The following is a 25,333-nucleotide window of genomic DNA, read 5'->3' as shown; positions in this document are numbered from 1 at the left end:
CTGTTCAGCAAAGGACTGATTCTTATGAAACACGCATTGGTGATCGGAGGCACCGGCATGCTTGCCCAGGCTTCTGTCTGGTTGTCGCAAAACGGATACCGCGTTTCGGTGATCGGCCGTAATCCCGAAAAGATGCAGAGGCTGATTGAAAAGAATCCGGCAGGGATAAATCCGGTGTCGGTCGATTACAGGAACACCGAAAAATTAGCTGAGCAGTTATCCCAGATTCAGCAAAAGAATGGGCCGATTCACTTGGTGCTTGCCTGGATCCATTCAGATGGGCCAGACGTGATCCCGTGTTTAATCGATTCCCTGCCGCGAGATTTCGAATGGAACTTATTCCACGTCAACGGCAGCAGTTCTAACCTGGCAGAAATCAAAGCTCAGGTTTCTGTACCCGCAAATGTCCATTACCATCAAATCCAGCTCGGATTCAAGCTGGAAAACGGCGGTTCGCGCTGGCTGACGCATGACGAGATTTCGGCTGGCGTCATAGAAGCGATGCGGGAAGGGAAAGCGCAACATATTGATGGAACGCTTAGTCCCTGGGATAAACGGCCTTAAGATCTGAATTGAAAAACATTCGCCCCGGCGAATGTTCCTGGGATGGTCTCCGCCAGGCGGAAACCATCCGATCATTCAATGTTTTTGCGTAATTCCCTAATATTCAGCGATATTTGAGCACGGGATCCAGTTGAATTTCCAGTTATTTGGATATACTGTCCATTGGAAGGCGAATACTGTCCGTTAGACATGAAATACTGTCCATTAGAACGAAAATACTGTCCGTTAGACATGAAATACTGTCCATTACGTTTTGAGGAGAAAATTCAGCGGTCTCCAGAAGCCGAATCTGATTAATATTATGTGTTATTCTAAACCCAATCCCTATTTATTTATGTATACTTTCCGAAACTACTCAAATACATTCTGTTTTACCTTAAATACTTTCCATTCCAAAAAGGAGAGAAGAACTGCATGCCGCAGTTCTTCTCTCCTTTTATATTTCATTAAAATTTAAAGCTGTAGTAGAACGTTGAACCCGCCCAGCCGATCATATGGATTAGAAGAAGAATGCCCAATATCTGTACTGCCGCCAGTTGGAAACCGAAAATCACCAGCGCAAATAAAATATACATGGCTGCCAATGAGATTTTCCAAGCACTGGCGAAAGATTTGGTGGTAATGCTTTCATATCTTTCATCCAGCCCCCTGTTTTCCGCCGCTTTTTTGCGTCCCCACCATAAACCGAAAAGTCCGCCTGAAGCGCCCAGCACCAATCCTAAAAGTCCCAATAGTTGCTCCACATCCATCATCATTCACTCTCCTTTTCAAAAATAAATACATCTTCAATCGTGAGCCCAAACAGCTTGGATATTTTGTAAGCAAGTTCTAAAGAAGGTTTATACCGCCCATTTTCAATTGAGATAATTGTCTGTCTTGAAACTCCCAATTTCGTTGAGAACTGTTCCTGAGTCCAGCCGGAAGAAGTTCTGAGTTCTTTGATTCGATGCTCCATATCTCACCCCTCCAAGTAAAGCTAACTTTACGTAAAGTATACTTTACTTATTTCTTTTTGTAAAGGGTGCTTTACGTAAATATAAAAAAAAGAAACTTCGATTGAAGTTTCTTTAATCTGCCTTCTCTATTTTCTTTATTCGCATTTGATATTTTAAAGACATGATCAACAGCACTGCCAAACATATGAAGAAAAACCATGGCGTACCAAACCGCAATACGGCAAAAGGTGTTTCAAAAAGAAAGGCGAATAGGAATTGGCCGCCTTCCTTGTCCCATAAGCCGGGTGTGAAATAGGCATCTTTCAGGTTTCGGTATTGTGAGAGATTGTTGAATAACGCAATCGTCAATACGAAGAATGTCAGGCAGAGTGTACCGTAGTATTCGAGCAGACGGCGGAGGTAAGCTTTCTGGGATGCATCATCCGAAAAAAGCTCATCCATTCCATCAGCTGGTTTGAGCCAGTAATGGGTTTCTCTGCCGCCCAGGTGCTTCCATCCATACTCTTCATGGAGTTCGATGTAACGCTCCTTCGCTTCTTTAGTTTTAAAGGTTTGGTAATCAATCCTAATGATTTGATCTGCGGCTTCCGCTTTCTCGAAATGATAGAAGCCCGACGAACTCACACGGTTGCAAAGCCAGCCTTTTTCAGCCATCGCATTCAACCAGGCCTCTTCTTTTTGGATATCCATGAACATTCTAAATTTCTTCATGTCCAGAGCCTCCTTTATAGAGTGAAAGAATGTGCTGTAAACGTTGGTGCTCGACTTTCAAAATCGCCATGCCTTCATCCGTAATTCCGTATACTTTTCTCCGCGGTTCGTCCGTCGGCAACTGCTCAATCCAGTGATATTTCAGCAAGTTTTCAACTGCCCCGTACAACGTTCCTGCGGCTATCCTGACTTCTCCGTTACTCATCTTTTCAACTTTTTGCATGATGGCATAACCATGCAGCGGTTCCCTTACAGCCAATAAAATATAATGCATCGTTTCTGTTAATGGAAGCAGCTTATGTCTCTTCACTTGGTCATCTCCTATACAGTTGAACTATATATTTCTATAATACACAGTTAGACTGTATAGTTCAACTGTATATAATGTTTTAAAAGGTTTTTACCGGACTCCAGCAGACAAATCAAAATGCTATAATTAAAATGCCTGACATTTATAGCAGGCATCAGATAGTTAAGGAGGCGTTCATTATGACAAACAAGAATATCGTTAACATCCATGAATACAAGGGGTCAGCGCCGAATTGACTTTCTATTTCGCGTTCCCCGACAATCGAAAGGGGAAAAAATGATGAAAGAAAATGTGAAAATTATCGAATTGAACTCAGAAAACTGGTACGACTGCTGTAATTTGGAGGTATCGGAAGAACAAAAGAATTACATGGAACCTAACGCTGTCTCGATTGCCCAGTCAAAATTCGAGCCAAGCTTAAAACCATACGCCATCTATTCAGACGACAAAGTGGCCGGTTTTTTGATGTATAACTCTATTCCGGAAGAACTTGGCGGTTATTGGATCTACAGAATCATGGTGGATCAAGCTTTCCAAGGCCAAGGCATCGGGAAAGCAGCAAGCGAATTAATGCTGGCTGAAATGACCAAGTCATTGCATTCCCAAAAGATAGTGGTCGGTTATCATCCCGAAAACACTGGAGCACATCAATTGTACGCAAGCCTTGGATTTGTGGACAACGGAGACCGGTTTGGCAAGGAAATGGCCGTTGTAAAAAACTTAGCAGAATAATTTTAAAAACAAAAAGGACCTCTAGAAGGGTCCTTTTTCCTTTGCCTCTTTCACTTTAAATCCGTTTTCCCATCGCAGTGGATGCTGGACGGTAACCCAATTTTTCATAAACTCTTTGGGCACCGGGATTATTGCCGAAGACATTCAATCCCATGGAAGTGACGCCGGCACTTTTCACAGTTTTCTCCAGTTCCTTCAGCACCAGGCTGGCGAATCCTCTTTTTCTGAATGCTTCATAAATCAGGATGTGGTAGATATAGGCTTTATTGCTTTCAGCTTGGACGTTGTACCAGATTACGCCAATGTTCTTTTCGTCTTCCGCCGAGTAAATATTGCGGATGTGCTGCTCTGCTGAGTCCTGCTTGTCCGGAAGTAATGTCGCCATTAAACCTTTCGATTCTTCCAAAGCTTTGTCCATCGGAATTATAAAGTTATCGGATAGATCCTTGGCGTAATCGGGGATGAAATATTCCATGTATCGATCGAATTCTTCTTCATTCATTTCCTTCAGCTGTGTTTTCATTGCCTGCATCCCTCAAATTCTGTGAAATTCTTCTGCTCTGCCTTCATATCTCCCGCGAATACCGCAGTGACACCTGCTCTTCACCGGTATCCGTCAACTCCGTTTTCTTCCCTTGAAGCCTAAATCCCCGCGCTTCGTAAAACGGGATGCCATGCTGATTGTCTTCCTGCACAGAAACCCATTGTTCCGTTGCGCCTTGTTCCTTCTGAAATCCGGTCAGCGCTTCAAGCAACAGTCTTCCGATTCCTTTGTAGCGGTGAGTTTCATCTACATAAAGCATGAAAATCTCGCTCACACCGGGACTGGTCATGCCGCCGCCTATCACTCCCGCTACGTTAGAGTCGATCAAAGCCACATGTGTATAGTATCCGGCTTCCATATCGCTGCGGATGCGTTCGTGGTTATACCAAAAAGCGGTATTTTGTTCCTGGTACTCTTCACTTAACTTGCCTTCTACGGTTTGCTTCCAGCCGGCAGAGCAAATCGCGGAAATCGCTTCGATGTGATTTTCAATTGGTTTGGTTATAGCCACTTCCATGCTCTTCTCTCCTATTTTGTATGGATCGTCTCAAAACGCTCGCAGACAAGCTGCATTGATTCCGAATATTCGAGACCCAATTTCCCCAACTCGCTTTTGAAGAATTTCTCGTGGGCGTTCCACCAGAATTCATAATCCCCTTCGCCTTCTGCCAAGACAAATTCCACCGGCACTTCGTTCATCGGCATCATCGAAACTTCTGTCACGCGTATGATGGCAATCGGCTCCTCTTTTGCATCCAGCACGATGTTGTACTGGCCAACATACGGCAAGGGCTCATTTTCAATTTCATAAGAAACATGGGCAGAACAAGTCGCTGTTTTCTTGCCTTCAACAACCAGGTCTGCCAGCCAGTCCGCTTCCGCCCCGAATTGAAATGCTTCCACTTTTTCAGGCTTCGGTTGCCCCTGTGTTGCCCAATAATCATTCCAGAATTTTTCTGCCTGTTCGTTCATCAATAAAACCTCGTTTCTAAATCAATTTGTGTTGCTGCAGTCATAAACCATTTTTACAAATTCAAAGACGCTGCCATTGGTGGCTTGCTGGAATCGTTCCGTTTCTTTGAAGCCCATCTTGTCATAGACTTTTATCGCGCGCTTGTTGAAAGCGGCTACGGATAAAGTTATTTTTTCGGGATCGTAAGTGGTTCTCACAAACTCCATGCCGGCTCTCAAAAATTCGGTTCCTTTTCCGTTGCCGGTCAGATCCGGTTTCATGCCCAGCCCGATATCGATCGTACCATCGGCCGTTTGAGTGAAGCTGTAGAACCCGATGACTTTCGCGTTTTGGATGACGCTGAAATATGTATGTTTGCGTTCCTCGGGATTCAGGAATTCCGCTAAATCTTCCTGATCCGCGTCCATATCGTAAAAGGAATACTCCCCGCTATAGCGCCAATCGGCAGCGATTTCTTCCGCCTGCTGCTGTGTCATTGTTTGAAAAGAGTAGTCCATCGCCGTTTCACCTCTTCGCCGGAATTATTTGATGTTTTCAAAATTTAACCCTCTAAATTTTACCATAAATAAAATCAGCGGACGCTAAAGGTTTGGGTGTCTGGTAATGAAAAAGGCTTCGCGGACGCGAAGCCTTCCTTAAGGGACTGGAGTTTTTCGCCCGGCGAAAAACATCCGCTGTTGTCCTTGAACTTCGGGTGTGGCGGGATTTGTGAGTGAAAAGCGCTGAATGGGGCTTGAACAGGTCAAATGACGTGTATAATTTAATCGTACTGCATGCATAACAGCATATTACTGCCTCGCCGAGATTCTATGAGCGGTATTTTGCATTCTATGAGCGGTTATCGGAGTTCTATGATCACTTATTAAGGTTCTATGATCACTCAGTGGATTCTATGATCACTTATTAGGGTTCTATGATCACTCAGCGGGTTCTATGATCACTCAGCCGTTTTCAGCTTAAAATAATCTGCTCACTTCGCTTATCCAGTAACGACACAGCGATTATTCAGTCTCCATAAACAATGAAGGGTTCAATTCTGCACTTTCAATGACGATTGCGGTCAGTCCCTTTTCCGACTTGGTTTCATGCCACTCGCCTTTTGCCCAGAACACAGCGTCGCCAGACTCAACGTTAAAATATTCGTCACTCTCCCCGCGAACGGACCCTGAACCATTTAAAATCAGCAACAGTTGCGGCACTACTGCCGGGTGGTATCCGACGAGGCCGCCTTCTTCCAAGTACATGCAGCCTATGTTGGCCGCTTTATCTGTTTGAATTATGCGGGACATAATAAAATCAGAACCGAATTTTGATATTTTTTTACCGCTGTTCTTATCGAATTTATAAATCTCCATTATGTACCTCTTCCTAAGCTAGCCTTTTTTATTGATTAAGCTGACACTTTACCTTTTCTCCACAAAATAACTCTTCCGGCTCGGCAGCTCCAGACAATTCAGCTGCCCCCCGTAAACTGCGCCACCATCTATACCGATGATGTTATTGCTTCCGAAAAAAACAGCATCGTTTCCATCGCCTCGCAACACATGTGCCGGAGTGTGGCCGAACACAACCGTCTTTTCGCCTTCATAGGCTTTATAAAACTCTTCCCGTATCCAGATCAAGATATAAGGATCAGTATCCTGAACCGGAATGCCGGGCTGGACACCCGCATGCACAAAAATAGTATCGTCTGTTTCATGGAAAAAGCTTAGCTCCTTAATAAAGGCCACATGCTCAAAAAAGATATCTGATGTCGGAAGCTCGGCATCTTTAATTGACGGATCATAGCTCTGCAAAGTAGGAATGGCACCATTCCTCGCCCACCTCTCCAGGGCAGCGGGTTCACCGTTTGCTGTAGCCACCATCATCGCATCATGATTGCCGCTCAACACAATCGCGCCGCCTTTTTTCAACTCGGTGACCCGCTCCAACACGCCTTTTGAATCCGGACCGCGGTCCACATAATCTCCCAGTAAAATCAGCTGGTCTTCGGCAGCATCATACCCCGCTTTTTGCAGCAGCTCCTCAAAAAGTTCAAGCTCTCCGTGAATGTCACTGATCACCAAAGTTCTTTTCATGAAAAACACTCTCCTCGCTATACCTTCTTGATTGCCAGAAACCGATTTCCTTTATTTAAAGTGACTCTGTTCTCTTTGCAATAATTTCTTTCACACACGCTTCCTTAAAGTCTGTGTATTCCTTAATGCCTGTATTGTAATTTTTCAAGTACTCACATTTAATCTCCTGATATTGTGTTCTGGCTTCCACATTCGAATTCAGATGATCTCTAAAGAAAATCAGGTTATCCCAGAGTTTTCCACGATATTCAACCAGATGGATAAAATGAGTCTTTTCCTGATAGGTGCCGTCTGTAAATTTTGCTAACACCATTTCACCAGGCCGCTCCACTTTCAAACGGAGGAATCCTGTTTTTTGAAACGCCTGCACCAAATCTTTATCCACTTGTCTCAAATCCTCAACTCCAACGACTAAGTCCAGAATCGGCTTGGCAGCCATTCCTTTGATCGCTGTGCTGCCAATATGTTCAATGCGGCTTTCCGCAATCCCAGTATTATCAACCAGCTCTTTTTGCACACGAATAAATTCTTCATGCCATTCGGACGTATATTCCACTATCTTCACTTCACCCTTTTTAAGGCCCAGTTCCATGAAACCCCTCCTCCATAACAATCAAACCAACGCTTTCAAAAAATGGCTTCGCTCTTCATCTTTCCAGTCCACTCCATAGCCCATCTTCTTATAAAATTCGATTGCGCTATGCCACTCGTTGTTTGTCTCCAAGACCAGCTCGTTATATCCCAGTTGCCTAGCTGTTTCTTCCAGCTTTCGCAGCATCGATTCGGCCAGGCCGCCGCGTCTATGGGACTTCTTCAAAGACATCCGCTGGATTCTTCCAGCAGTTGTGCCTTCTTTGGTTAATGCTCCTGTGCAGATGACTTTATTACCCTGTAGCCCAACCAGGAATATGCCGCCATCCTGGCTATAGTTTTGGATGATATTCCTTAGATCCGGATTGAAGGAATGGTCCAAAAATCCGAAACGCTCTTCCAGTCCGTCGAGAATCAATTGCCTCGCCGCCTCTTCGTATTGCTCAGTTACTGGTGTAATTTGCATGGATTGCTGAAGATTGTTAGTGTTCATTTCTCTATTCCTCCAAACTCTTCACAGACGAATACAACTTATTATCACTAATATTAACATTAATTCCCATCAATAATTCAGAATTTTAGCTATGAAAATGAAGTTCGTTCTCCAATCCTGCTTGCTTTCAGCGGAGATGTCCAATGCTTGACGCTTGCTGAATGGAGGCCATATACTTGTATATGAACATATACTCATATACAAGAAAGCAATTGTTTTTATTCTCAGCGGAGGTGTCAGATAAGATGAAAAAAGAGGTTGAACCAAAAGAGCAATTTCTTGAAAGCGAGCATCTTTTGGATGAAGAGACGCTTTTCATCGTCTCCCAGACGTTTAAAGCATTGAGCGATCCGACACGTATCCGGATTTTGAATCTGCTCTGTACCGCTGAACATTCGGTCAACGAATTGGCGGAGAAATTGGATTTGGGGCAGTCCACGGTGTCGCATCAATTGCGCTTTCTGAAGCAATTGCGTTTGGTGAAATTCAGAAGAGCCGGGACGACCTTGTATTATTCGAAAGATGATGATCATGTCATTAACCTGTTGAATCAAGCCATTGAACACGCCACCCACCATTAAGATCTGAAGAAAGGGGGAGATGAGATGGCGCACGATCACAGCCATGCCCATACACACGGAGCTAATAAAAAAGTTTTGCTCGTTTCATTTTTAATCATTACGACTTACATGATTGTCGAGGTCATCGGCGGATTGTTAACGAATAGTTTGGCGCTTTTAGCGGATGCCGGGCATATGCTGAGTGACGCCATTTCCCTGGCGATCGCCCTCATTGCATTCAAACTGGCTGAAAAAGCCGCAAACCACAGCAAAACTTACGGCTATAAGCGGTTTGAAATTCTTGCAGCGACAATAAATGGCGTGACGTTAATTGGCGTGGCTCTATACATTTTTTACGAAGCTATCGGCCGGTTTGCAAACCCGCCGGAAGTCGCCACTACCGGTATGCTCATTATCAGCGTCTTCGGTTTATTGGTAAATATCCTGGTGGCCTGGATCATGATGCGCGGCGGAGATACAAAAGATAACTTGAATATGCGCGGAGCTTATCTGCATGTGCTGAGTGACATGCTGGGGTCGGTCGGCGCCATATCTGCCGCCTTGCTCATAATTTTCTTCGGCTGGAGCTGGGCGGATCCCGCAGCGAGTGTCATTGTTGCAGCGCTCGTTCTGCGAAGCGGCTATTATGTAACCAAATCTTCGCTCCATGTACTGATGGAGGGCACTCCGCCGAATATAAAAATTGAAAACATCATCCACACAATCAATAAAACCAAAGGCGTCCTCGGCGTCCATGATTTGCACGTCTGGTCCATTACCAGCGGGATGAATGCCTTGTCCTGCCATGTGGTTGTTGGCGATCAGCTCACTCTTGCGGAAAGCGAAAAGATGGTGCAAAAAATTGAGCATGACCTTGAACACGAAGGGATAAACCATGTCACCATCCAAATGGAAACCGATGCCCATATGCATGAGGACTCCATTCTTTGTATGGATTCCCGTGATCTTCGGCATTAAATTAGAATTACTAAATGAAAATGACCACAGCCATAAGTTAGACCGCCTCAAAAAGAGGAGCTGCCCAATTTTAAATTAGGGCCGCTCCTCTTTTTGCTTAGAGTCATTCAATTTCACCTCTTTTGAAGACTTTACAGACGCTTTAGAGACCGCAATCCAATTTTTTCATCAGAAGCTTGCTGAAATTTTCACCTTTCTGGATTCTTTGAGCGGTATTCGGGGGTCTATAAGCACTTTTTTGATTCTATGATCACTTTTTGGGGTTCTATGATCACTCAGCGGATTCTATGATCACTTTTTTGATTCTATGATCACTCAGATGATTCTATGATCATTCAGCTGTTTTATTGCAAAAAATACGAAAAATCCGCCTGGGCAAGTTCTCCTTCCTGTGCAAAATCGAATCTGCAATCGACAGCTGTTAGGCCGTTTACTTTTGTGGCATTGATATCGGATAAGGAAAACTGGAAATTACATCTGCCATCCTGTTCCAGGCAGGAAAAAGAACTTCCACATAGAATTAATGCAGTAGCACGTTCACCGGTTTGAAACCGGAAGAGGAGGAACCCATAAATGACGGCGAAATTTCACGAAGTTCAGGACGTACTGGATACTTACAAATCAGCCATCTTCGAACAGGATGCTGACAGATTGCTAACCATCTACAATCCGGATATCCATATTTTCGACAGCTGGAACAATTGGGAGAGTAAAGGGATTGCGGCTTGGAAAGAGAATGTTGCAGAATGGTTCAATGGATTGGGCAACGAAAACATTTTGCTCAAAGTAGATTTTAATGACGTCGTAATCGAAGAAGATGCAACAACGGCATTCGTGCATTGCGCGGTAACCTTTGCTGGCCACGATGAAGATTCGTATGAGACACTGCGCCAAATGACCAACCGGTTCACCTTTGGCTTGAAAAAGGCCGATGAATCCTGGAGCATCGTCCATGAGCATTCATCGCTGCCCATCGACATGGATACGGGTAAAGGGATTTTCGATGCGAAATAAAAAAAGGGATTGCTGCGGCAGTCCCTTTTATTTTTCTATTTCTGTATAACCCCTTTTTCCTTATACACCTTTTGCTTTTCTTCCCATGCCTGCAGGACATTTTCATGGTAGTCTTTCGGATTTTCGATCAAGATCCAGGCAATTGAATGACTAGGCGTCGGCATCCATTTCTTCCGTCTTTCCCTTATTTTTTCATGGTGGGTGTAATGGGGATAAATGACTGTAGATTTGGAAAACCAGATATAATAACTCTGAAAAAATCGAATGTCTTCTATTTCACCCCAGTAAACTTTATCGCCTCGCAAATCGATGATGACGCCTTCCTCATCCCAATAAAAAGTCTTTCCGACTTTCCTTTTTCTCCAGAGATAAATAGGATACGCTATGAAAGGAGTGGGAAATACAAGGGTTAATCCGATAAATTTAATCGTTTGCCACAGGCTTTCTTGCGCTGCTTCTGCTATAGCCAGAATACACATTAACAGAATTAATAGCCCTGATACCAAAAAAATTCCCATCGGCAATAAGGATAACTGGTATTCTTTTCCTCGCTTCAGAAAGAACCCTCCTCTTCATCTATAGACAGTCGTTCACTCCACATCCAAAGCAAACACATAACTCGCCTGTCCCTGCTCCCAGTGCGCAAAGATCTCGAAAAGCGTCGGGCCTTCATGCTCAGACAGACCGAATGCAACGGGATATGCAGTGCGGTTGCCCGCTTCGTCCCAGACAAATAGTTGATAGGACAGCGGCGGTTCGCCGAACTCCAGCGTGACATCCGCATGGCGGTCGACTTTCCGTGCGTTGTTCGTGCTTATCATTTCGTGCGGCGGAATCGATTCCGCTTCGATCCCCGCCATCGATTTCTCTTCCAAGTCATAATAGCTCCAGCTGTAGCCTCCCCGGTATGTCTGGAAGGTGTCGTCGCCGATTTTCAGTTCAAGAGGCGGCGGTGTTTGGGATTGTGCATGAATGGGTTCCGACTGATCGGCTTGGTCGCCTGTTTGCTTGTCAGCAGTTCCACAGCCATAAAGCAGGAGCGCAACAATAATAAAGCCGGCAATAATTTTAAACTTCTCCCTCATCTAGTCATCCCCTTTGCACCAGTAGTCGTATCTCACACTTGTAAGGTTTCAACTTAACGCGCGCGTGTAATCTCCATGAGCCATTTACGGTCGCCGTCAATTTGCTTTATCTTTTGAAAGCCGCATTTTTCGTAACAGCGAATGGCACGCGGATTGATCAATTCAGGGTCGACAACGACAGCATCTGCTCCTTTTTCATTAAAAATAAAGCTCAGAAATTCGGTCACCATTCGTGTGCCGTAACCTTGGCCAAAAAGTTCCGGTTCACCGATAAACTGGTCGATGCCATAAATAGTTTCTTCTATAGAATAGCCAAAGCTTTTATAATCTTCATCCGTTAACCGGTAACATTGCATGAAAGCGAACGGTTCGCCTCTTGTTTCGACGATATATGGTTCTACTGCAACCAAGCCGTTAATTCGAGGGGCATATTTTTCGTGAATTTGCCTGACACTCGGCGGCACTTCGGGATCTCCGAAAAATTCCAGGACTTCCATAGTGTTCAACCACTTCGTCATCACGTCGAGATCGTCATGGCTCATTTTGCGTATTTCCAATTCCCTTCCTCCTTTACAGCACCAAATCCAGTGCCCGCCTCATCACTTCACTGTTGTCATCCATTCCAACCCGCTCACTCAATGTTTTATTGAGCCTAGTGAATTCCGCCGATATGCTCGCCAGCGACGTTAATACACTATCCGGATCACGGTCAGCTTCCCAACCAGCCAAGCGCTTCTGCTGTTCCTCATTCAAGCGGCTTCTCGGACCTTCGATTTTTGACCATACCTGATAAGGGCTGTCGAGATGCCGTTCCATCTCCATATACCAGCCGTATGCTGTGAGCCACCGGACGCTGTCAAGATTGGCAAGCGCATATTTGGGTTCGCCCCTCATGGCCGCGCGGTAGGTTTCATGGATGAACGCAAGCATCTTCGTGCGCCAGAATTCCACTTCCGCGGGCGTGATTTTATAGATGGCCTCTTCTGACAGCTGACGGGTCGGCTCAAGAATGCCATGCGGATCATAGAGAATTTTCATGCCTTTCATCCAAATCGACGGTTTGATGTCTTCAATGGTGTGGTACCAGGAATCGACTTTTATGAAGTTGTCGAAATGGCTGACAATCACCGGCGACGCCGCAATGCCTTCATAGAACAGCACATTGCCCCAATTCCCTGCGCGTCCGTACTTATCTGCAATAAAACCCTCCAGCCTTTCGGGTTTCACGATGGTGTGGAGATCAATGTCCGAATAGTTATCCGCATTCCCTTTCGCAAGGGAGCCAGCCAGATAAATTGCAAGCACATCTGAATCCTGCTCAAGATCCTGCCGAATCCGGTCCAGCAATTGGCGCCTCACTTCGGGTAATTGACTGTCACGCTGCAAATGTTTTTCTTCTTTTGTCATCTCTTTCTCCTCCTGCCGTTTCTGTCTATATCCATATCATTCCATTCGATTTGCCCAGAATCAACTTTTTTAGTGCAAAAGAAGGAGATTCACAGTTAAAAGGAGAAGAATATAAAAAAAGCCACCCTTTTCAGGACAGCTTGTGCATTCTTTCTATTAACCATCAATCCAGCCGGGTTCATCTTCGCCCGTTTTTTCGCCTGATTTATTGTCACCGGATTTCTTGGTGTTTTTGCTTGTGTACGGCTTAAAGCTCTTGGCTTTATTGGATCCCGCTTTCCAGCGATTCCAGCCTTTTTTGCCAGTTCCCTGGCCGGTGCCGCTTTTTTTCTTTTCTTTTGCCATTTCCATCACTCCATTACTACCTTGCATTATAGCACGGGAGACGCCCGTTTGGCACACCCACCAGCCCATATGGCGCAAGAAATTTCGGGTGATTTCTCCAATACTTCCTAGAATCATTATCCTCAGATAAGTTTCACTTCAGCTTTTCACGACAATCTAAATCTGTCCCACCCTTTTTTTATTACTGTTTTATTTCAATAAAACACAGGAAGATGTACCTGCTATTTTTACCCCTTCTATATAGAAGCACTTTCGGCCGAAATTATTGCGCATGGAATCCTGTCGATTTTGATTTTATTCACCAGGGAATATTTATTTGGAATAAAACGGGAAACCCTTGCTATTACTGCATTAGATCAAGTTATTTATCTGACTTTTCAACAATTTAATAAGAAGAAGCAACTTTTGGCACAGGCTTTTCAGATTTTATTTGGCGTCAGCCTTAAGATGTGCTTTCTTACCTATAAAAATTACCAAATTGATGACGAAAATGATATACAACTGTAATATAAATTAGGTTTAGAGCTGTTATACTGAACTTGCTGCAATTATAAAGCACTTAAATTTTATCTAACAAAACTATTTGACAGTATATATAGAAACGATAGAAAGAGACCGGAAATTCGAAAGGGGAAAAACAACTTGAACTTGAAGTCGAAATGGATGTTGTCTGGGGTTTCATCATTACTAGCCATCTCAATTTTATTGCCAACCGCCGATGTCAATGCCAATACGTTAAACAAGCTTGAACAGCAACAACAGGAAGCTGAGCAGAAAAAAGAAGAATTGAACTCAGGCATCCAGGAAAAAGATAAAGAAATCAAAGTTACGAAATCCACATTGGAAACGATTCTTGGAAAAATCCAGGAATTGAACAATAAAGTCGAGGAAACTGAAGGCAAGATCAACAGTGTCCAGGCCGAAATCGATACTACAAAAGCTGAAATCGAAGAATTGAAAGCATCAATCGAAGAATTGAAAATCAAAATCGAAGAACGCACTGCATTGCTTCAGGAACGCGCACGCGCGATCCAGTTGAGCGGCGGATCTGTTGACTACATAGACGTCCTTCTTGGCGCCAACAGCTTTGTTGACTTTATCGACCGTTTCTCTGCAGTCAGCACATTGATCGACGCTGACCGCGAAATCATGCGCGAGCAGGCAGCGGATAAAGAATTACTGGCAGAGCAGAAAGCTTCTGTCGAATCAAAACTTGCGCAGCAGGAAGCTCGCAACGCTGAACTGAAAAGCTTGAAAGCCGATCTTGACGGCCAGAAAAAACAGCAGGGCGTCCTTGCTGAAGAGTTGAAAGCTGAACAAAAACGCCTTGAAAGCGAAAAAGGCGAAATGACTGAAGAATATGCTGATGTTATTGAAATTAGCGCTGAATTAGAAAACCAAATCGTGGCTGAGCAGGAACGTCTTGCTGAAATGGCACGTAAAGCTGAAGAAGAGCGCCAGGCTAAGTTAGCGGCAGAGCGCGCGGCAGCTGAAAAAGCAGCGGCTGAACGTGCTGCGGCTGAAAAAGCGGCAGCAGAGAAAGCAGCAGCAGAACGCGCTGCGGCTGATAGAGCTGCAGAAGAACGTGCGGCAGCAGAACGCGCAGCAGCGAAAAACGAAGCTGAGCGCCAAGCAGCAAACGAACGTGAAGCAGCGGCTAAACGTGAGTCAGCTGCGAAAGAAAAAGTAAGCGCACCTGCACCAGTTGTTTCATCACCGCCAGCAGCAGTAAGTTCTGGATTTATCCGTCCGGCATCAGGCCGCATTTCATCACCTTACGGCTACCGCACAATCTTTGGAGCAAGAGAGTTCCACTACGGTATTGATATCGCCAACGGCACTGGAACACCAATCAGCGCAGCAGCTGCCGGTTATGTAACGTTTGCAGGATCAATGGGATCTTACGGTAATGTCGTTATGATGACGCATTCCATCAACGGTAAAACACATGCAACAGTTTACGCTCACTTGAATTCCATTTCTGTTGGAAAAGGTGCATATGTTCCTCAAGGCGGCCGTATCGGCGCAATGGGCAGCACAGGCCGCTCAAGTGGTCCTCACCTTCACTTTGAAGTACACGTAGGCCCATGGAATGGCTCGCGCACAAACGCAGTCAACCCATTAAACTACTTTAACTAAAAATGAATGAGTAAGAGCAAGCACCTTTGGGTGTTTGCTCTTTTTTGTTTGGGTGTGGGATTTGGATGGGAGATGGATTTGGATGGGAGAAGCTTCGCGTCTGCGAAGCCTTCCATTAAGGGATTGGAATGAAGTCCGGAGGCAGCAAGATAGTATTATTTTTGACATAAAAATATTTTGTTGAGCATAACCGATGCTTTGCCGCGCACAAATTTTTCGAAATAGGAAATACAGTATTTTTTCATCAAAAACTACCGGAAGGCAGACCATTTTGAGTTTAATTTTTCTTTCTCCCCCTCTAACTAGTACTTAAGCGGATGCGTTTTGAGCAATTGCAATCAATCATCAGATAATCTGCCGGCTCCAGTGGAAAAAGGCCGTTTTCTAACACCTCCATGCTCCCACCCAGCATCTCCTTCTTATCACAAGCATTTTGAGATGAAAAAGGCTTCGCGGACGCGAAGCCTTCCTTTAAGGGATTGGAGTTTTTCGCGCGGCGAAAAACATCCGCTGTTGTTCTTGGGTTTTGGGTGTGGCGGATCTGGAATCTGAGAGAGGCCGAAATTCAGAGTACATATAATTGGTGAAAATCTCGTGAAATTAGCACTGCGCACATATTTACCTGCCACCGCACATAAAACTTCATTTCCGCACACAAATCCTGTTCTGCGCACATAAAATCGGCTCACCGCACATAACCGCCAAGATGCAGCAAGAATCCTCTCCCCCAGGCTATCCTTCTTTAAAAACACATATCTTTTACCCCCATTTCCGTTAAAATCCAAAGCCACACACACAAAAGCCAGCTGTCCGCAGACAGCTGGCTCTTATAACTCCAATATTTCTCTTTATTCCTCGTCAGAAACGCTTGTTTCGACGAATATTGCTGTGAAGAGAATGAAAATCAGCATCATGGATATGACCATTGTGAACATAATTATTCAACTCCTACCAAGTTTTGAATCCTTCTGAACCAGGTGGTGCATGCATGATCATGGAAGAAAGCGGAATCGCGTAGGCGATGATGATCAGGGCAAAAGCGATGCCGATCCAGATCCACCAGTTTTCAAGCCATTTCGGCGTATGCGTCTTGTCGCTTTCGGCCATCGGGAATTCGACCTGGTCTTCCACTTTCAATGCTTTCGGTGACAGGAACATCGACATGACGACGATATAGATTAAGATCATGGCGGACAGGAACAGGATGCTTCCTCCGACTGCCATTGTTACGTGGCTTGTCAGGATGCCGTCGAACCATTCCATTGCGCTCGGGTGGTTATTGTAATTCGAGAATGCCGTCCGGCGCGGTGCACCGAGCAAGCCGAGAATATGCTGGGAAGTCGACATCAGCAGCATGCCGATCGACCAGGTGATGATTTGGACGAATGCCAGCTTCTGCATGGCTTTAGTGAATTTACGTCCTGTCAGATACGGGATGAGCCAGAATGTGAGTCCCATGAATGTCATCGCGACCGGCGTACCGACCGTGATGTGGAAGTGTCCGACAATCCAAAGCGTGTTATGGACAACTTCATTCAATTGGAAACTTGCGTTGATGATACCGCCCGCTCCGCCAGGAATAAAGAATGCCATCGCGATGAAGATGGATGTGAAGCGGACATCTTTCCAAGGCAATTTCTTGAACCAGCCAAACAGGCCAGTCGCGCCTTTTTTGCGTCCTGAAATTTCAAAGTTCGCGAACATTGTGAAGGCAGTCATAAGTGATGGGATGATAACCATGAACGTTAAGACGACCTGCAGGAATTTCCAGAAGTTCGAGATGCCCGGCTCTGTTAATTGGTGGTGGAAACCGACCGGAATCGAGAACAGGATGAATAGTACAAATGCCAGACGGGCTAATGAATCACTGAAAACTTTGACGCCCAGGATTTTCGGTACGATCACATACCAGGCGATGTATGCCGGCAACAGCCAGAAATACACGAGTGGGTGTCCGAAATACCAGAACAACGACCGGCTTAATTCAACATTGATCGTATCCGTCCAGCCGAATGCCCACGGAATGTATTGGAACAATACGGTTGCGACAACACCCAGACAAGCGATCAGCCAAAGTACAATGGTTGTGATTGTCATGAATGCGAATAACGGGCTCAATTCACCTTTATTATTTTTGCGCCAAACGCGGTAATGGCCGATCAATGCAAAGCTTGAGATCCACGTGCCGACTACGAATAGCGCAAGGCCGACGTAGTACCAGCCGCTTGCCATAAGCGGTGCGTAGAAAGTGTAAAGCACGGATGCTTCACCAGCGACGATCATGGCAGTCGCCAGTACCGTCCCGATTAGCGTCACCCAAAAACCGATCCAGGAAACGAGTCTTACTTTCGGCCCGAATGTTCCAAGGCTCTTGCTCATGCCTGTTACAAAGAATGCGAAGATGAAGAAAGTTGTATATATAAGTGCGAGCAGCACGCCGTGTGCCGTTAAAATTTGATAATAATCAAGCCATGCCGGCAATTGAAGTTTATCGTTTCGGATAAAGACTTGCAGCAGCCCCATCAGTGTTCCAATAAGGAAGGCAATGTAGGCAACGCCGATATACCATAATGCTAATTTACGATCTTGCAAAGCGATCATGCTTAGTACACCTCAATTTCTGTAAACATAAAATGGTGGCCCGTTCCGCAGTATTCATTGCAGAGAATCAAATACTTGCCGGGTTTGTCGAAAGTATAGGCACGTGTCGTAATCTGGCCCGGAACGACCATCATGTTCACTTTCGTGTCGTCGATCGTGAAACTGTGGACGACGTCCTTGCTTGTCACTTTAAATAAAATTTCTTTGCCTGCAGGCACTCTCAGTTCAAGCGGCGCATAACTGAACGCGCTGGCGACAATCGCCACCTGATATGTGTCGTCATCGATCTGCGTCACGCCAGGGTTATCAAAAGGCGCTGTCTGATCGACTTTCTTCGGATCTATTGTGTCCATCCCGCCTGCCGGATGGTGGTCATGCGAAAAGGCGGTAACGCCAACAACGCTTAAGAATACAATTAAAGATATTATTCCAAAAATCAGCCAAATCTTTTCAAACTTATGAAAATGCATTAAAATTTTCTCCCCTCTAGTTCTATCTCTATCTGCCCAAATACATCATATAAACAACAACCCACATCACGACGATGATGACACCCACAACCATTACACTGGCCAGTGTCCCCCGTAGATCCAATCCATCGTGCTCATTATTTTTGCTCATTTATTTTCACCTCTTACGTCATTCGTTCTATATTGTCAGCTTATGCTTTTCCGCTCCGAGGCATTGTGATAAATATCACACCTGGACAGTTTTTTAATGAAGCTGTCAAATTTCGGACAAAAAATTGGTGGAAAGTCACGCGGCAGCCGACCGATGTACCTGAACGCACGCAATCAAAAATTTCCCGCAAAAAAAAAGAAGCTTCCCCGTCTCCGGTTCAGCTTCTCAGTCGATTTTGCATAAATAAATCGGGCATTCTTCACAATTGATCTCATCTTTCAGTCTTGGAATCTGGTGGATGATAAGTTTGCCATCTTTCATGGAGACGACACGGTCTTTCTTCAAGTCGCTCAGCATCCGGTTCACCACTTCGCGCGTCATGCCGCAGAAATTGGCCAGCTCCTGATTGGTCAGCACCATATCGATGAGGACCCCTTCCGGATGGCTTACGCCGTAGCTGTTGCTGAGGCGGATCAGCGTTGAGTAGAGCGCACCTTTTTTGCCGTGCAGCAAAAGATCGCGGAATTTCGTCTGGGTCTTTTGCTGATCGATTCCTGTCCAGCGCATAAATGCCATGGCCAGTTCATGATCCCGCTGCAATGCTTCTTCGAGATCTTCTATCGTAATCTTGAGGCATTCGGTATCTTCGACCGCTTTGGCATCCAGCCGGTATTTGGAAGGCCCGGAAAATACCGTGATTTCTCCGACCATCTGATCTACTCCGCAGATCTTCAAAGTCAGCTCCCGGCCTTCAGGCGTCACCTTTCCAATTTGGACTTTCCCGGATTTCACCAGGTAAACTCCTCTAATCGGATCACCTTCCCGGAACAGGTAGCTTCCCTTGGAATATTTTCTGCTGGTGTGGCGGATTGCGCCATTTCCCAGCAATGCTTCATGTATTCCGAATTCCGTGTTTGTTTTATCCAAATTACTCCAACTTTCCTTCAATATCTTAGATTAAGAATATCATAATAATAGTTTTTTGACGCAAAAATTTTGCGTTTATTTCCTTTTAAAATAAAATCATTTTTGCAGGTAATGTAATAACTATTTATCGCAGAAAAGCAGGAAGATTCATTTGGTGCAGAGAATTGGTTATTGACTAGAGATTTAAGGAGGAGACGGCGATGACTCTCAAATATTCTCACATACTGGTAGCCCTTGACGGTTCAAAACAGGCGAAATGGGCTTTTAAAAAAGCGGTTGGTATCGCTTTGCGCAATAATGCTGTATTGAACTTAGTCAATATTATCGACAACCGTTCATTCGGCATGGTAGAAGCATATGACAAAAATAGTGCGAAACACGCGAAGATCGAAGCTCGGGAACTCTTGGAGAAGCATAAACAAGAAGCGGAAGCAGCAGGCGTCCAAACCGTAAACGTTATTGTCGAATACGGTGTCGTCAAATCTGTCATTCCGAAGGAAATAGCTGAACGGACCGGTGCCGATTTGATCATCTGCGGAGCCACCGGTCTGACCGGTGCTGAACGCATCATCATGGGCAGCATTTCCCAAAGCATTGTCCGCTATGCGAAATGCGACGTCCTTGTTGTCCGGACTGAAGAAGACGCCGCGATGCAAGAGCAGGTCCCCGAATAAAACAGGAATATTGTTAAAACCATAGCCGTTTCCTGACGCAGAGGAAACGGTTTTATTAATTTCAGACAGATGATTGCCGTTTTAAAAAATGTGACAATCGAACCTATTTTCTGCCCTTAGGTTTAATTACATGAAGAAAATGGCAATAGAAGTAAAGACCCGAAAACAATTTGCGTTTCGGCTTACTGTACATATTCCTATTTGCGATAGATCAACCATATAACAGCGGGCTTCGGACAGGATGACACAGACATTTGTGCTGCTGACAACGCCGAAAAGGATCATAGGATTCTTTTGGGCGTTTTTTAGTGAGTTTAATGGGGATAAAATTTGGAAGGAGTGAACATCATGAATCGGTTACAAGAAACAGCAGACGCAGTTGCGTCCCTGCTGGATGCGGAGATTGAAATTTCTGGAGAGACATGCTTCGTCAAAATGAAAAGACGGTTGAATATCCACACCGATCAGAATAATTTTTCCTGTATATTGGAATTGGATATCTCATTTAAAAACTTAAAAAATAATGGCCACGCCTTAAATACAGGAGAAATTCTTTTATTGCCGGAAGAATTGCAGCCTTTCACTGCCGCCTGGTCCAGTTACCATATACCATTGCCGGTCAATTTCAGACAGCATTGCGAAACCAATCCGAATATCGTCTGCCTTTACATGGAATCGGTGGAATGCCCCAAAGACTTTGCCAAACGTCTTGCTGCTTCCTTAAAAGCGTTGGAGCCGCTGGAATCCATAAGCTGATTACGAAAACACTAAGAATGCCGATAAAAATAATTTGAAAAATCCGGATTCCTCTTACAGGAATCCGGATTTTATGCGTCTTCAGGCTTTGCCGCCATATAATTGCTGGAGCTCGTCTTCTTTCATCGTGAAACGGTGTTCTTCAGCCGGGAAAGCGCCGGACTTCACTTCACTTACATAAGCGCTCAGTCCATTTTTCATGACATCCCCCGCTTCCGCATACGAACGGACAAATTTCGGCAGATGGTGCGAGCCGTATTTCACAGTGTCATGGTATACAAGCACCTGGCCGTCCGTTTCGCTCCCGGCCCCAATGCCGATGACCGGAATCGATACGGCTTCCGTCACTTCTTTGGCCAATTGATACGGAATGCACTCCAGCACCAGCATAAACGCTCCCGCCGCTTCACAGGCCTTCGCATCTTCAATCAGCTTTTTGGCCGCGTCAGCCGTCTTCCCCTGCACTTTAAAGCCACCCAGCACCCCGGCCGTCTGCGGCAATAAACCCAGATGCGCCACCACGGGAATGCCGGTGCGCGTCAGCAATCTGGTAACATCAGTGACTTCGTCCGCCCCCTCAAGCTTCAGCGCCTCCGCGCCTGTCTCCTGAAAAATGCGGACAGCGTTCTGCAATGTGCGGTCGATATCTCCATGGAATGAAGCAAATGGCATGTCGACCACCAAAAACGTAGCCTGCGCCCCGCGGCGAGCCGCTTTCCCGTGATGAATCATATCATCGATCGTCACTTTGACTGTAGAGTCATAGCCAAGAACGACCATTCCAAGTGAATCTCCGACCAGGATAATATCCATGCCGGCTTCTTCCGCAATTTTAGCAGACGGGTAGTCGTAAGCTGTCAGCATGGCGATTTTCTCGCCTTCTTTTTTCATCTTTGTAAATGTAGCTGTGTTCTTCATCATTTTTCTCTCCTTTTCAGGGAGAAAACCGGACATAAAAAGCCCTCTGTTCCAGAATTGGTCAGAAGGACAGGATTTTCATCGGCTGGTTTCCTCCGTCCCTGTCATAAATTGATCAAGGCAGAATGTTATTATGGATGTGCGATTGGGTTGCCGGTGCAGTTCCCTATGGATACCGCCCTCCCTCACACTATAGCAGAAGCTGCAATAGTCTGACAATATTTCCCGCTTAATATGGAAATGAAATCATGGTGAAGCCAACTTACTTTCTAAGCAGATTTGATTAAACTTTTTCATATACCCTGTATAGTATATGATAGTTATTATTTTTGGAGGTTCTTATGGCAATCATCAGCAAATTAACCGTCATTCTCATCATCGGAATCAGCTTTGCCCTTGCTTTCCTGGCTTTCTATCTGATGAGCAATCTTACGAAAGAACAGCGAAAACAGCAAATCAGCGAAATCACTTCGCAGCTGATTAACTTCGTGCTGTTTCTGTGGCTCGCGAAAATCCTTTTGAACTTGCCTTTATTCGTTCAGGATCCGCTTGCAGTGCTCGCCTATCCGAGCAATTCGGAAGCTTTTTATCTGGCAATGCTTTTTACTGGAATCCTGGTCTACTTTAAAGCTAAACAAGGAAAAATAGCCGGCGGCCGTCTGGCGCATTCGTTTCTGCAAATCTTTTTGGCGGCTTCATTTGTCTATGAATTCATCCAGATGACATGGCGTGAAAATCCTTTTTCCCTTCCTTACCTGGTCGTCTTCGGCCTTTTATTGGTGTTATTCCATGTGCTGCAAGGGCGGATGAAGCCGCTGAATCAAATCAGCATCGTGCTTGCGGCAGCGGCCGTCGCCTTTTTTACAATCAATTTTATGCTGCCGTATCTTTCGATTTTTGGCTACATCGTGGAACCTTGGTTCCTGGCACTGTTTCTTGCCGCATGTTTCGGGCTGCTTATCAATGGCCCTTCAGATCAACTTGAATCCGAATCAAATTAAACTTTTGGAGGCATCCTCATGAAAAAAGCTTTATTCTTCATAATAATTGGCGCCATGCTGGCATGGGCCATTTACGATTTCACCATGTCCGGCAACGATTCCGCGAACCAGCACAGTGATACTGCTTCTTCCGTTACTTCCGGCGAATCAGCTGATGTGGGTCTCGCTGTCGGTCAGACTGCACCCGATTTCACGCTCGAAACACTGAGCGGTGAACAAGCAAGGCTTTCGGATTTTCGCGGCAAACCGGTATTCATCAATTTCTGGGCTACCTGGTGCCCGCCATGCCGCGCTGAAATGCCCGATATGCAGAAACTTTACGACAATAAAGATATCGAAATACTGGCCATTAACTTGACCGACACGGAAAAAAGCGAAGACGGTGTTGCATCTTTTGTTGAAGAGATGGGTTTAACTTTCCCCGTTCTAATGGATGCGGAAGGCGAGATTTCTTCAGCTTATAACGTTAAGGCTTACCCAACGTCATACATGGTTGATGCAGAAGGAAAAATCAGCCATATCGCTTACGGCGCTATGAATTATAATGTAATGATACAGGAATATGAGAAAATGAATTAAATTCTTTATGGGAGTATATTTCCCGGGAAATATTGTGGGTTATGAGTGACTCAGCTTAGATAATTAGAGATAAAAGGGGTTATTTTTATGTTTGCAGTGAATGTGGAAGGCGCCATCCATCGGAATGGCAAATGGCTGTTGATCCGCAGGAGTGAAAAAGAAGAACATGCCGGCGGCAGCCTGTCACTTGTGGGCGGACAATGTGACATCGAAGGATTTTCATCTGATATTCTTGAAAGAACCCTGGAACGGGAAATCTTCGAAGAAGTCGGCTGTAAAGTTTCTGGCCTTAAATATGTAAACAGCTCTTCGTTTGTGACGGATTCAGGAGTGAACGTCATTGATATCGTCTTCATATGCCGTCACCGGACTGGCGAGCCTTTTGCCAAAAGTGCCGATGAAGTTGATGAGGTTTTATGGATGACCACTGATGAAATTCTTGCACATAAGGAGCTGCCGGATTACCTGAAGGTGAATATCGGCCTGGCGGATAAGATGCTGTAAAAGATGTTGCAAGGTGAGTAATTGCTTTAGGATTTGCTTAAAAAATTTGGGAATGTCATCTGTTAGAAGGCAAATTCGTATAAATTTGATCGTTATAAGTAATTCGGTCGTGGCATGAAGCAGATTGCTTTATATAACATCCCGTTTTCGACATTGATGAAGCGTTTATCGATGTTCAGGAAATTATATCGGCGTTCAGATGATTATATCGGCGCTCAGGAAATTATATCAGCGTTCAGATGATTATATCGGCGCTCAGGAAATTATATCGGCGTTCAGATGATTATATCGGCGTTCAGGAAATTATATCGGCGTTCAGATGATTATATCGGCGTTCAGGAAATTTCAGCTGTTTAAGTATAGAGAAAAAGCCGAAGCCACCTCATGGCTTCGGCTTTCCTTCTTTAATTTCCCGCCATTCGTCTTCCAATATCCCCATTTCCCAAAGACTCCAATAATCATCGCCAAACTTTTGATGATCGCGCATCAGCCCTTCTTTTTGAAAGCCGGCTTTTTCATAGCAGGCGATAGCGGCTTTATTGAAATCAAAGACCCCGAGCGTAACACGGTGCAGTTTGAGATCATCAAAAGCGATTTCCAGCACTTGCTGGATCATTTGGCAGCATAGCCCTTTTCCTTTTGTGTTCGGGTCGCCTAAGATGACACGTCCAATCCGCGCCGATCGGTTATTCCCGTCAATGCGGGACAAGGAAACATGGCCAACCAGCTTTTGTGTTTCGGCGTCAATCACACTATAGATATAGGAGGATGAATTCTCTTTATTCGCGTCTTTCAAATACTCTTTCAATTGAAAGTCATTCAACGGATAGACGAAACTCGGTCCCGCCCATTGAAGCATGAACTCCGGCGTCTCAACCCAGTCGATCAATTGCTTAAAATCTTCCTGTTCGAAATAGCGTAACGTAATCATTGAGGTCCACTTCCTCTTCAGTAATTTCAGCTCTTTACTGATACTCTACCCTATCCCGTTACGCCCTAAAATCGATTACTCCACTTTCCTCACATTTTAAACCCGGCTGCGTTTTCTTTTTTGTTTCTTTGTTCCAGATACTCATCGAGCGCTGATTGTTTTGGCTTCTTGCCAGTCATGATTTTATGAATCTCATTCAATAGCATAAGTCCTCTTATCAAGATGCCAAGGATAATTCCAAATGCCAGCAGGCCTCCGACAAAAGGGCCGAAAAACAATAATAAATAGCCAAGAATCGTGCTTAACAGTATAGCCGTGAACAGTTTCATTCCCAAATCCCC

At 45.0% G+C, this 25,333-nt stretch carries 34 protein-coding genes and 1 pseudogene; 11 read left to right on the top strand and 24 right to left on the bottom strand.

Translation table 11 applies throughout. The features are described 5' to 3' along the window. Positions 1-24 precede the first annotated feature (24 nt). Positions 25-564 (top strand): short-chain dehydrogenase, encoded by a 540-nt coding sequence (locus AC2Q9J_RS04710; RefSeq protein WP_499037639.1) that lies wholly within the window; start codon positions 25-27, stop codon positions 562-564. A 446-nt stretch (positions 565-1,010) separates the two neighbouring features. Here the strand turns inward: AC2Q9J_RS04710 and AC2Q9J_RS04705 are convergent, their stop codons facing one another. The 4 genes from AC2Q9J_RS04705 to AC2Q9J_RS04690 all read right to left on the bottom strand — a co-directional run bounded on the left by AC2Q9J_RS04705 (position 1,011) and on the right by AC2Q9J_RS04690 (position 2,505). Further along, positions 1,011-1,316: a hypothetical protein gene (locus tag AC2Q9J_RS04705; RefSeq protein ID WP_499037637.1), complete on the bottom strand. Its 306-nt coding sequence runs from the start codon at positions 1,314-1,316 to the stop codon at positions 1,011-1,013. After that, positions 1,316-1,519, bottom strand: coding sequence for a helix-turn-helix transcriptional regulator (locus AC2Q9J_RS04700; protein ID WP_499037636.1), 204 nt, complete (start codon positions 1,517-1,519; stop codon positions 1,316-1,318). Before AC2Q9J_RS04700 ends, AC2Q9J_RS04705 begins: the two co-directional genes overlap by 1 nt. 112 nt (positions 1,520-1,631) lie before the next feature. Next, positions 1,632-2,231, bottom strand: a complete 600-nt coding sequence (locus tag AC2Q9J_RS04695) for a DUF2812 domain-containing protein (RefSeq protein ID WP_499037635.1) — start codon at positions 2,229-2,231, stop codon at positions 1,632-1,634. Next, positions 2,218-2,505, bottom strand: a complete 288-nt coding sequence (locus AC2Q9J_RS04690; RefSeq protein WP_499038260.1) for a PadR family transcriptional regulator — start codon at positions 2,503-2,505, stop codon at positions 2,218-2,220. Before AC2Q9J_RS04690 ends, AC2Q9J_RS04695 begins: the two co-directional genes overlap by 14 nt. 312 nt (positions 2,506-2,817) lie before the next feature. On the opposite strand from AC2Q9J_RS04690, the gene AC2Q9J_RS04685 reads away from it, so the two are divergent. After that, a complete protein-coding gene (locus AC2Q9J_RS04685; protein ID WP_499037633.1) occupies positions 2,818-3,273 on the top strand; it encodes a GNAT family N-acetyltransferase in 456 nt (151 codons plus the stop codon). A gap of 55 nt (positions 3,274-3,328) precedes the next feature. Here the strand turns inward: AC2Q9J_RS04685 and AC2Q9J_RS04680 are convergent, their stop codons facing one another. The 8 genes from AC2Q9J_RS04680 to AC2Q9J_RS04645 all read right to left on the bottom strand — a co-directional run bounded on the left by AC2Q9J_RS04680 (position 3,329) and on the right by AC2Q9J_RS04645 (position 7,952). Then, on the bottom strand, positions 3,329-3,796 hold the full coding sequence (locus AC2Q9J_RS04680) for a GNAT family N-acetyltransferase (protein ID WP_499037632.1): 468 nt from the start codon (positions 3,794-3,796) through the stop codon (positions 3,329-3,331). Positions 3,797-3,839: 43 nt separating this feature from the next. After that, the gene (locus AC2Q9J_RS04675) at positions 3,840-4,334 is read right to left on the bottom strand and encodes a GNAT family N-acetyltransferase (RefSeq protein ID WP_499037630.1); all 495 of its coding nucleotides are present in this window, start codon (positions 4,332-4,334) and stop codon (positions 3,840-3,842) included. Positions 4,335-4,345: 11 nt separating this feature from the next. Beyond that, positions 4,346-4,789: an ASCH domain-containing protein gene (locus AC2Q9J_RS04670; RefSeq protein ID WP_499037629.1), complete on the bottom strand. Its 444-nt coding sequence runs from the start codon at positions 4,787-4,789 to the stop codon at positions 4,346-4,348. Between the two features lie 21 nt (positions 4,790-4,810). Further along, positions 4,811-5,287, bottom strand: a complete 477-nt coding sequence (locus tag AC2Q9J_RS04665; RefSeq protein ID WP_499037627.1) for a GNAT family N-acetyltransferase — start codon at positions 5,285-5,287, stop codon at positions 4,811-4,813. 504 nt (positions 5,288-5,791) lie between these two features. Next, the gene (locus AC2Q9J_RS04660) at positions 5,792-6,145 is read right to left on the bottom strand and encodes a cupin (protein WP_499037625.1); all 354 of its coding nucleotides are present in this window, start codon (positions 6,143-6,145) and stop codon (positions 5,792-5,794) included. A gap of 48 nt (positions 6,146-6,193) precedes the next feature. Then, complete coding sequence (locus tag AC2Q9J_RS04655) at positions 6,194-6,868, bottom strand: metallophosphoesterase (protein WP_499037623.1); 675 nt, start codon at positions 6,866-6,868, stop codon at positions 6,194-6,196. Between the two features lie 55 nt (positions 6,869-6,923). Continuing rightward, the gene (locus AC2Q9J_RS04650; protein ID WP_499037621.1) at positions 6,924-7,460 is read right to left on the bottom strand and encodes a GrpB family protein; all 537 of its coding nucleotides are present in this window, start codon (positions 7,458-7,460) and stop codon (positions 6,924-6,926) included. Positions 7,461-7,481: 21 nt separating this feature from the next. Continuing rightward, entirely contained in the window at positions 7,482-7,952 is a 471-nt protein-coding gene (locus tag AC2Q9J_RS04645) for a GNAT family N-acetyltransferase (RefSeq protein WP_499037619.1), read from the bottom strand. 245 nt (positions 7,953-8,197) lie between these two features. On the opposite strand from AC2Q9J_RS04645, the gene AC2Q9J_RS04640 reads away from it, so the two are divergent. The 3 genes from AC2Q9J_RS04640 (at position 8,198) to AC2Q9J_RS04630 (ending at position 10,504) form a co-directional block, all read left to right on the top strand. Then, positions 8,198-8,533, top strand: a complete 336-nt coding sequence (locus tag AC2Q9J_RS04640; protein WP_499037617.1) for an ArsR/SmtB family transcription factor — start codon at positions 8,198-8,200, stop codon at positions 8,531-8,533. Between the two features lie 24 nt (positions 8,534-8,557). Beyond that, positions 8,558-9,490: a cation diffusion facilitator family transporter gene (locus AC2Q9J_RS04635; RefSeq protein WP_499037615.1), complete on the top strand. Its 933-nt coding sequence runs from the start codon at positions 8,558-8,560 to the stop codon at positions 9,488-9,490. Positions 9,491-10,063: 573 nt separating this feature from the next. Next, entirely contained in the window at positions 10,064-10,504 is a 441-nt protein-coding gene (locus tag AC2Q9J_RS04630) for a YybH family protein (protein WP_499037613.1), read from the top strand. Positions 10,505-10,539: 35 nt separating this feature from the next. Here AC2Q9J_RS04630 and AC2Q9J_RS04625 read toward each other — a convergent pair whose 3' ends face one another. From AC2Q9J_RS04625 to AC2Q9J_RS04605, 5 genes and pseudogenes are all read right to left on the bottom strand, one after another. Further along, positions 10,540-11,010, bottom strand: coding sequence for a hypothetical protein (locus AC2Q9J_RS04625; protein WP_499037611.1), 471 nt, complete (start codon positions 11,008-11,010; stop codon positions 10,540-10,542). 84 nt (positions 11,011-11,094) lie between these two features. Further along, positions 11,095-11,589 carry a hypothetical protein gene (locus AC2Q9J_RS04620; protein WP_499037609.1) on the bottom strand — a complete coding sequence of 165 codons (495 nt, stop codon included), beginning with the start codon at positions 11,587-11,589 and terminating at the stop codon, positions 11,095-11,097. A gap of 53 nt (positions 11,590-11,642) precedes the next feature. Continuing rightward, positions 11,643-12,146, bottom strand: a complete 504-nt coding sequence (locus AC2Q9J_RS04615) for a GNAT family N-acetyltransferase (protein ID WP_499037607.1) — start codon at positions 12,144-12,146, stop codon at positions 11,643-11,645. A 13-nt stretch (positions 12,147-12,159) separates the two neighbouring features. Next, positions 12,160-12,996 carry a nucleotidyltransferase domain-containing protein gene (locus AC2Q9J_RS04610; protein ID WP_499037606.1) on the bottom strand — a complete coding sequence of 279 codons (837 nt, stop codon included), beginning with the start codon at positions 12,994-12,996 and terminating at the stop codon, positions 12,160-12,162. 219 nt (positions 12,997-13,215) lie between these two features. Continuing rightward, positions 13,216-13,347, bottom strand: a pseudogene (locus tag AC2Q9J_RS04605) (DUF3934 family protein); the annotation flags it as partial. Positions 13,348-13,983: 636 nt separating this feature from the next. Between AC2Q9J_RS04605 and AC2Q9J_RS04600 the strand changes: the two are divergent. Continuing rightward, entirely contained in the window at positions 13,984-15,480 is a 1,497-nt protein-coding gene (locus tag AC2Q9J_RS04600) for a murein hydrolase activator EnvC family protein (protein ID WP_499037604.1), read from the top strand. Positions 15,481-16,428: 948 nt separating this feature from the next. On the opposite strand, the gene AC2Q9J_RS04595 is transcribed toward AC2Q9J_RS04600, so the two are convergent. From AC2Q9J_RS04595 to AC2Q9J_RS04580, 4 genes are all read right to left on the bottom strand, one after another. Further along, complete coding sequence (locus tag AC2Q9J_RS04595) at positions 16,429-18,081, bottom strand: b(o/a)3-type cytochrome-c oxidase subunit 1 (RefSeq protein WP_499037602.1); 1,653 nt, start codon at positions 18,079-18,081, stop codon at positions 16,429-16,431. 2 nt (positions 18,082-18,083) lie between these two features. Further along, the gene (locus tag AC2Q9J_RS04590) at positions 18,084-18,551 is read right to left on the bottom strand and encodes a cytochrome c oxidase subunit II (protein ID WP_499037600.1); all 468 of its coding nucleotides are present in this window, start codon (positions 18,549-18,551) and stop codon (positions 18,084-18,086) included. Between the two features lie 28 nt (positions 18,552-18,579). After that, positions 18,580-18,702: a cytochrome C oxidase subunit II gene (locus AC2Q9J_RS04585; RefSeq protein WP_112221975.1), complete on the bottom strand. Its 123-nt coding sequence runs from the start codon at positions 18,700-18,702 to the stop codon at positions 18,580-18,582. 225 nt (positions 18,703-18,927) lie between these two features. Continuing rightward, positions 18,928-19,602 carry a Crp/Fnr family transcriptional regulator gene (locus tag AC2Q9J_RS04580; protein WP_499038258.1) on the bottom strand — a complete coding sequence of 225 codons (675 nt, stop codon included), beginning with the start codon at positions 19,600-19,602 and terminating at the stop codon, positions 18,928-18,930. Positions 19,603-19,829: 227 nt separating this feature from the next. On the opposite strand from AC2Q9J_RS04580, the gene AC2Q9J_RS04575 reads away from it, so the two are divergent. Beyond that, positions 19,830-20,303, top strand: a complete 474-nt coding sequence (locus AC2Q9J_RS04575; RefSeq protein WP_499037598.1) for a universal stress protein — start codon at positions 19,830-19,832, stop codon at positions 20,301-20,303. Between the two features lie 348 nt (positions 20,304-20,651). Continuing rightward, complete coding sequence (locus tag AC2Q9J_RS04570; RefSeq protein ID WP_499037596.1) at positions 20,652-21,059, top strand: DUF1259 domain-containing protein; 408 nt, start codon at positions 20,652-20,654, stop codon at positions 21,057-21,059. A gap of 81 nt (positions 21,060-21,140) precedes the next feature. Here the strand turns inward: AC2Q9J_RS04570 and panB are convergent, their stop codons facing one another. Next, a complete protein-coding gene (panB, locus tag AC2Q9J_RS04565) occupies positions 21,141-21,977 on the bottom strand; it encodes a 3-methyl-2-oxobutanoate hydroxymethyltransferase (RefSeq protein WP_499037595.1) in 837 nt (278 codons plus the stop codon). Between the two features lie 341 nt (positions 21,978-22,318). On the opposite strand from panB, the gene AC2Q9J_RS04560 reads away from it, so the two are divergent. The 3 genes from AC2Q9J_RS04560 (at position 22,319) to AC2Q9J_RS04550 (ending at position 24,061) form a co-directional block, all read left to right on the top strand. Continuing rightward, a complete protein-coding gene (locus tag AC2Q9J_RS04560; RefSeq protein ID WP_499037593.1) occupies positions 22,319-22,978 on the top strand; it encodes a hypothetical protein in 660 nt (219 codons plus the stop codon). 18 nt (positions 22,979-22,996) lie between these two features. Continuing rightward, on the top strand, positions 22,997-23,557 hold the full coding sequence (locus AC2Q9J_RS04555; RefSeq protein ID WP_499037591.1) for a peroxiredoxin family protein: 561 nt from the start codon (positions 22,997-22,999) through the stop codon (positions 23,555-23,557). An 87-nt stretch (positions 23,558-23,644) separates the two neighbouring features. Further along, positions 23,645-24,061: an NUDIX domain-containing protein gene (locus AC2Q9J_RS04550; RefSeq protein ID WP_499037589.1), complete on the top strand. Its 417-nt coding sequence runs from the start codon at positions 23,645-23,647 to the stop codon at positions 24,059-24,061. Between the two features lie 382 nt (positions 24,062-24,443). Here AC2Q9J_RS04550 and AC2Q9J_RS04545 read toward each other — a convergent pair whose 3' ends face one another. Both AC2Q9J_RS04545 and AC2Q9J_RS04540 read right to left on the bottom strand, forming a co-directional pair. Further along, a complete protein-coding gene (locus tag AC2Q9J_RS04545; protein ID WP_499037587.1) occupies positions 24,444-24,992 on the bottom strand; it encodes a GNAT family N-acetyltransferase in 549 nt (182 codons plus the stop codon). An 89-nt stretch (positions 24,993-25,081) separates the two neighbouring features. Further along, entirely contained in the window at positions 25,082-25,321 is a 240-nt protein-coding gene (locus tag AC2Q9J_RS04540; RefSeq protein ID WP_499037585.1) for a hypothetical protein, read from the bottom strand. Between the last annotated feature and the right edge of the window lie 12 nt (positions 25,322-25,333).

It is taken from the genome of Planococcus sp. RAB007_Raresut, assembly GCF_057369535.1.
Note: the sequence above shows the minus strand (reverse complement) of the source record. Positions and strands in the feature narration are given on the sequence as shown.

Excerpts from the sequence above, each read along its gene's own strand:
- AC2Q9J_RS04595 (WP_499037602.1), bottom strand. The coding sequence starts at position 18,081 with ATGATCGCTTTGCAAGATCGTAAATTAGCATTATGGTATATCGGCGTT.
- AC2Q9J_RS04650 (WP_499037621.1), bottom strand. The coding sequence starts at position 7,460 with ATGGAACTGGGCCTTAAAAAGGGTGAAGTGAAGATAGTGGAATATACG.
- AC2Q9J_RS04560 (WP_499037593.1), top strand. The coding sequence starts at position 22,319 with ATGGCAATCATCAGCAAATTAACCGTCATTCTCATCATCGGAATCAGC.
- AC2Q9J_RS04585 (WP_112221975.1), bottom strand. The coding sequence starts at position 18,702 with ATGAGCAAAAATAATGAGCACGATGGATTGGATCTACGGGGGACACTG.
- AC2Q9J_RS04675 (WP_499037630.1), bottom strand. The coding sequence starts at position 4,334 with ATGGAAGTGGCTATAACCAAACCAATTGAAAATCACATCGAAGCGATT.
- AC2Q9J_RS04660 (WP_499037625.1), bottom strand. The coding sequence starts at position 6,145 with ATGGAGATTTATAAATTCGATAAGAACAGCGGTAAAAAAATATCAAAA.
- AC2Q9J_RS04700 (WP_499037636.1), bottom strand. The coding sequence starts at position 1,519 with ATGGAGCATCGAATCAAAGAACTCAGAACTTCTTCCGGCTGGACTCAG.
- AC2Q9J_RS04635 (WP_499037615.1), top strand. The coding sequence starts at position 8,558 with ATGGCGCACGATCACAGCCATGCCCATACACACGGAGCTAATAAAAAA.
- AC2Q9J_RS04685 (WP_499037633.1), top strand. The coding sequence starts at position 2,818 with ATGATGAAAGAAAATGTGAAAATTATCGAATTGAACTCAGAAAACTGG.
- AC2Q9J_RS04540 (WP_499037585.1), bottom strand. The coding sequence starts at position 25,321 with ATGAAACTGTTCACGGCTATACTGTTAAGCACGATTCTTGGCTATTTA.
- AC2Q9J_RS04695 (WP_499037635.1), bottom strand. The coding sequence starts at position 2,231 with ATGAAGAAATTTAGAATGTTCATGGATATCCAAAAAGAAGAGGCCTGG.
- AC2Q9J_RS04620 (WP_499037609.1), bottom strand. The coding sequence starts at position 11,589 with ATGAGGGAGAAGTTTAAAATTATTGCCGGCTTTATTATTGTTGCGCTC.
- AC2Q9J_RS04550 (WP_499037589.1), top strand. The coding sequence starts at position 23,645 with ATGTTTGCAGTGAATGTGGAAGGCGCCATCCATCGGAATGGCAAATGG.
- AC2Q9J_RS04665 (WP_499037627.1), bottom strand. The coding sequence starts at position 5,287 with ATGGACTACTCTTTTCAAACAATGACACAGCAGCAGGCGGAAGAAATC.
- AC2Q9J_RS04630 (WP_499037613.1), top strand. The coding sequence starts at position 10,064 with ATGACGGCGAAATTTCACGAAGTTCAGGACGTACTGGATACTTACAAA.
- AC2Q9J_RS04555 (WP_499037591.1), top strand. The coding sequence starts at position 22,997 with ATGAAAAAAGCTTTATTCTTCATAATAATTGGCGCCATGCTGGCATGG.
- AC2Q9J_RS04690 (WP_499038260.1), bottom strand. The coding sequence starts at position 2,505 with ATGCATTATATTTTATTGGCTGTAAGGGAACCGCTGCATGGTTATGCC.
- AC2Q9J_RS04705 (WP_499037637.1), bottom strand. The coding sequence starts at position 1,316 with ATGATGGATGTGGAGCAACTATTGGGACTTTTAGGATTGGTGCTGGGC.
- AC2Q9J_RS04545 (WP_499037587.1), bottom strand. The coding sequence starts at position 24,992 with ATGATTACGTTACGCTATTTCGAACAGGAAGATTTTAAGCAATTGATC.
- AC2Q9J_RS04645 (WP_499037619.1), bottom strand. The coding sequence starts at position 7,952 with ATGAACACTAACAATCTTCAGCAATCCATGCAAATTACACCAGTAACT.
- panB (WP_499037595.1), bottom strand. The coding sequence starts at position 21,977 with ATGAAGAACACAGCTACATTTACAAAGATGAAAAAAGAAGGCGAGAAA.
- AC2Q9J_RS04590 (WP_499037600.1), bottom strand. The coding sequence starts at position 18,551 with ATGCATTTTCATAAGTTTGAAAAGATTTGGCTGATTTTTGGAATAATA.
- AC2Q9J_RS04575 (WP_499037598.1), top strand. The coding sequence starts at position 19,830 with ATGACTCTCAAATATTCTCACATACTGGTAGCCCTTGACGGTTCAAAA.
- AC2Q9J_RS04670 (WP_499037629.1), bottom strand. The coding sequence starts at position 4,789 with ATGAACGAACAGGCAGAAAAATTCTGGAATGATTATTGGGCAACACAG.
- AC2Q9J_RS04640 (WP_499037617.1), top strand. The coding sequence starts at position 8,198 with ATGAAAAAAGAGGTTGAACCAAAAGAGCAATTTCTTGAAAGCGAGCAT.
- AC2Q9J_RS04610 (WP_499037606.1), bottom strand. The coding sequence starts at position 12,996 with ATGACAAAAGAAGAAAAACATTTGCAGCGTGACAGTCAATTACCCGAA.
- AC2Q9J_RS04570 (WP_499037596.1), top strand. The coding sequence starts at position 20,652 with ATGAATCGGTTACAAGAAACAGCAGACGCAGTTGCGTCCCTGCTGGAT.
- AC2Q9J_RS04710 (WP_499037639.1), top strand. The coding sequence starts at position 25 with ATGAAACACGCATTGGTGATCGGAGGCACCGGCATGCTTGCCCAGGCT.
- AC2Q9J_RS04680 (WP_499037632.1), bottom strand. The coding sequence starts at position 3,796 with ATGAAAACACAGCTGAAGGAAATGAATGAAGAAGAATTCGATCGATAC.
- AC2Q9J_RS04655 (WP_499037623.1), bottom strand. The coding sequence starts at position 6,868 with ATGAAAAGAACTTTGGTGATCAGTGACATTCACGGAGAGCTTGAACTT.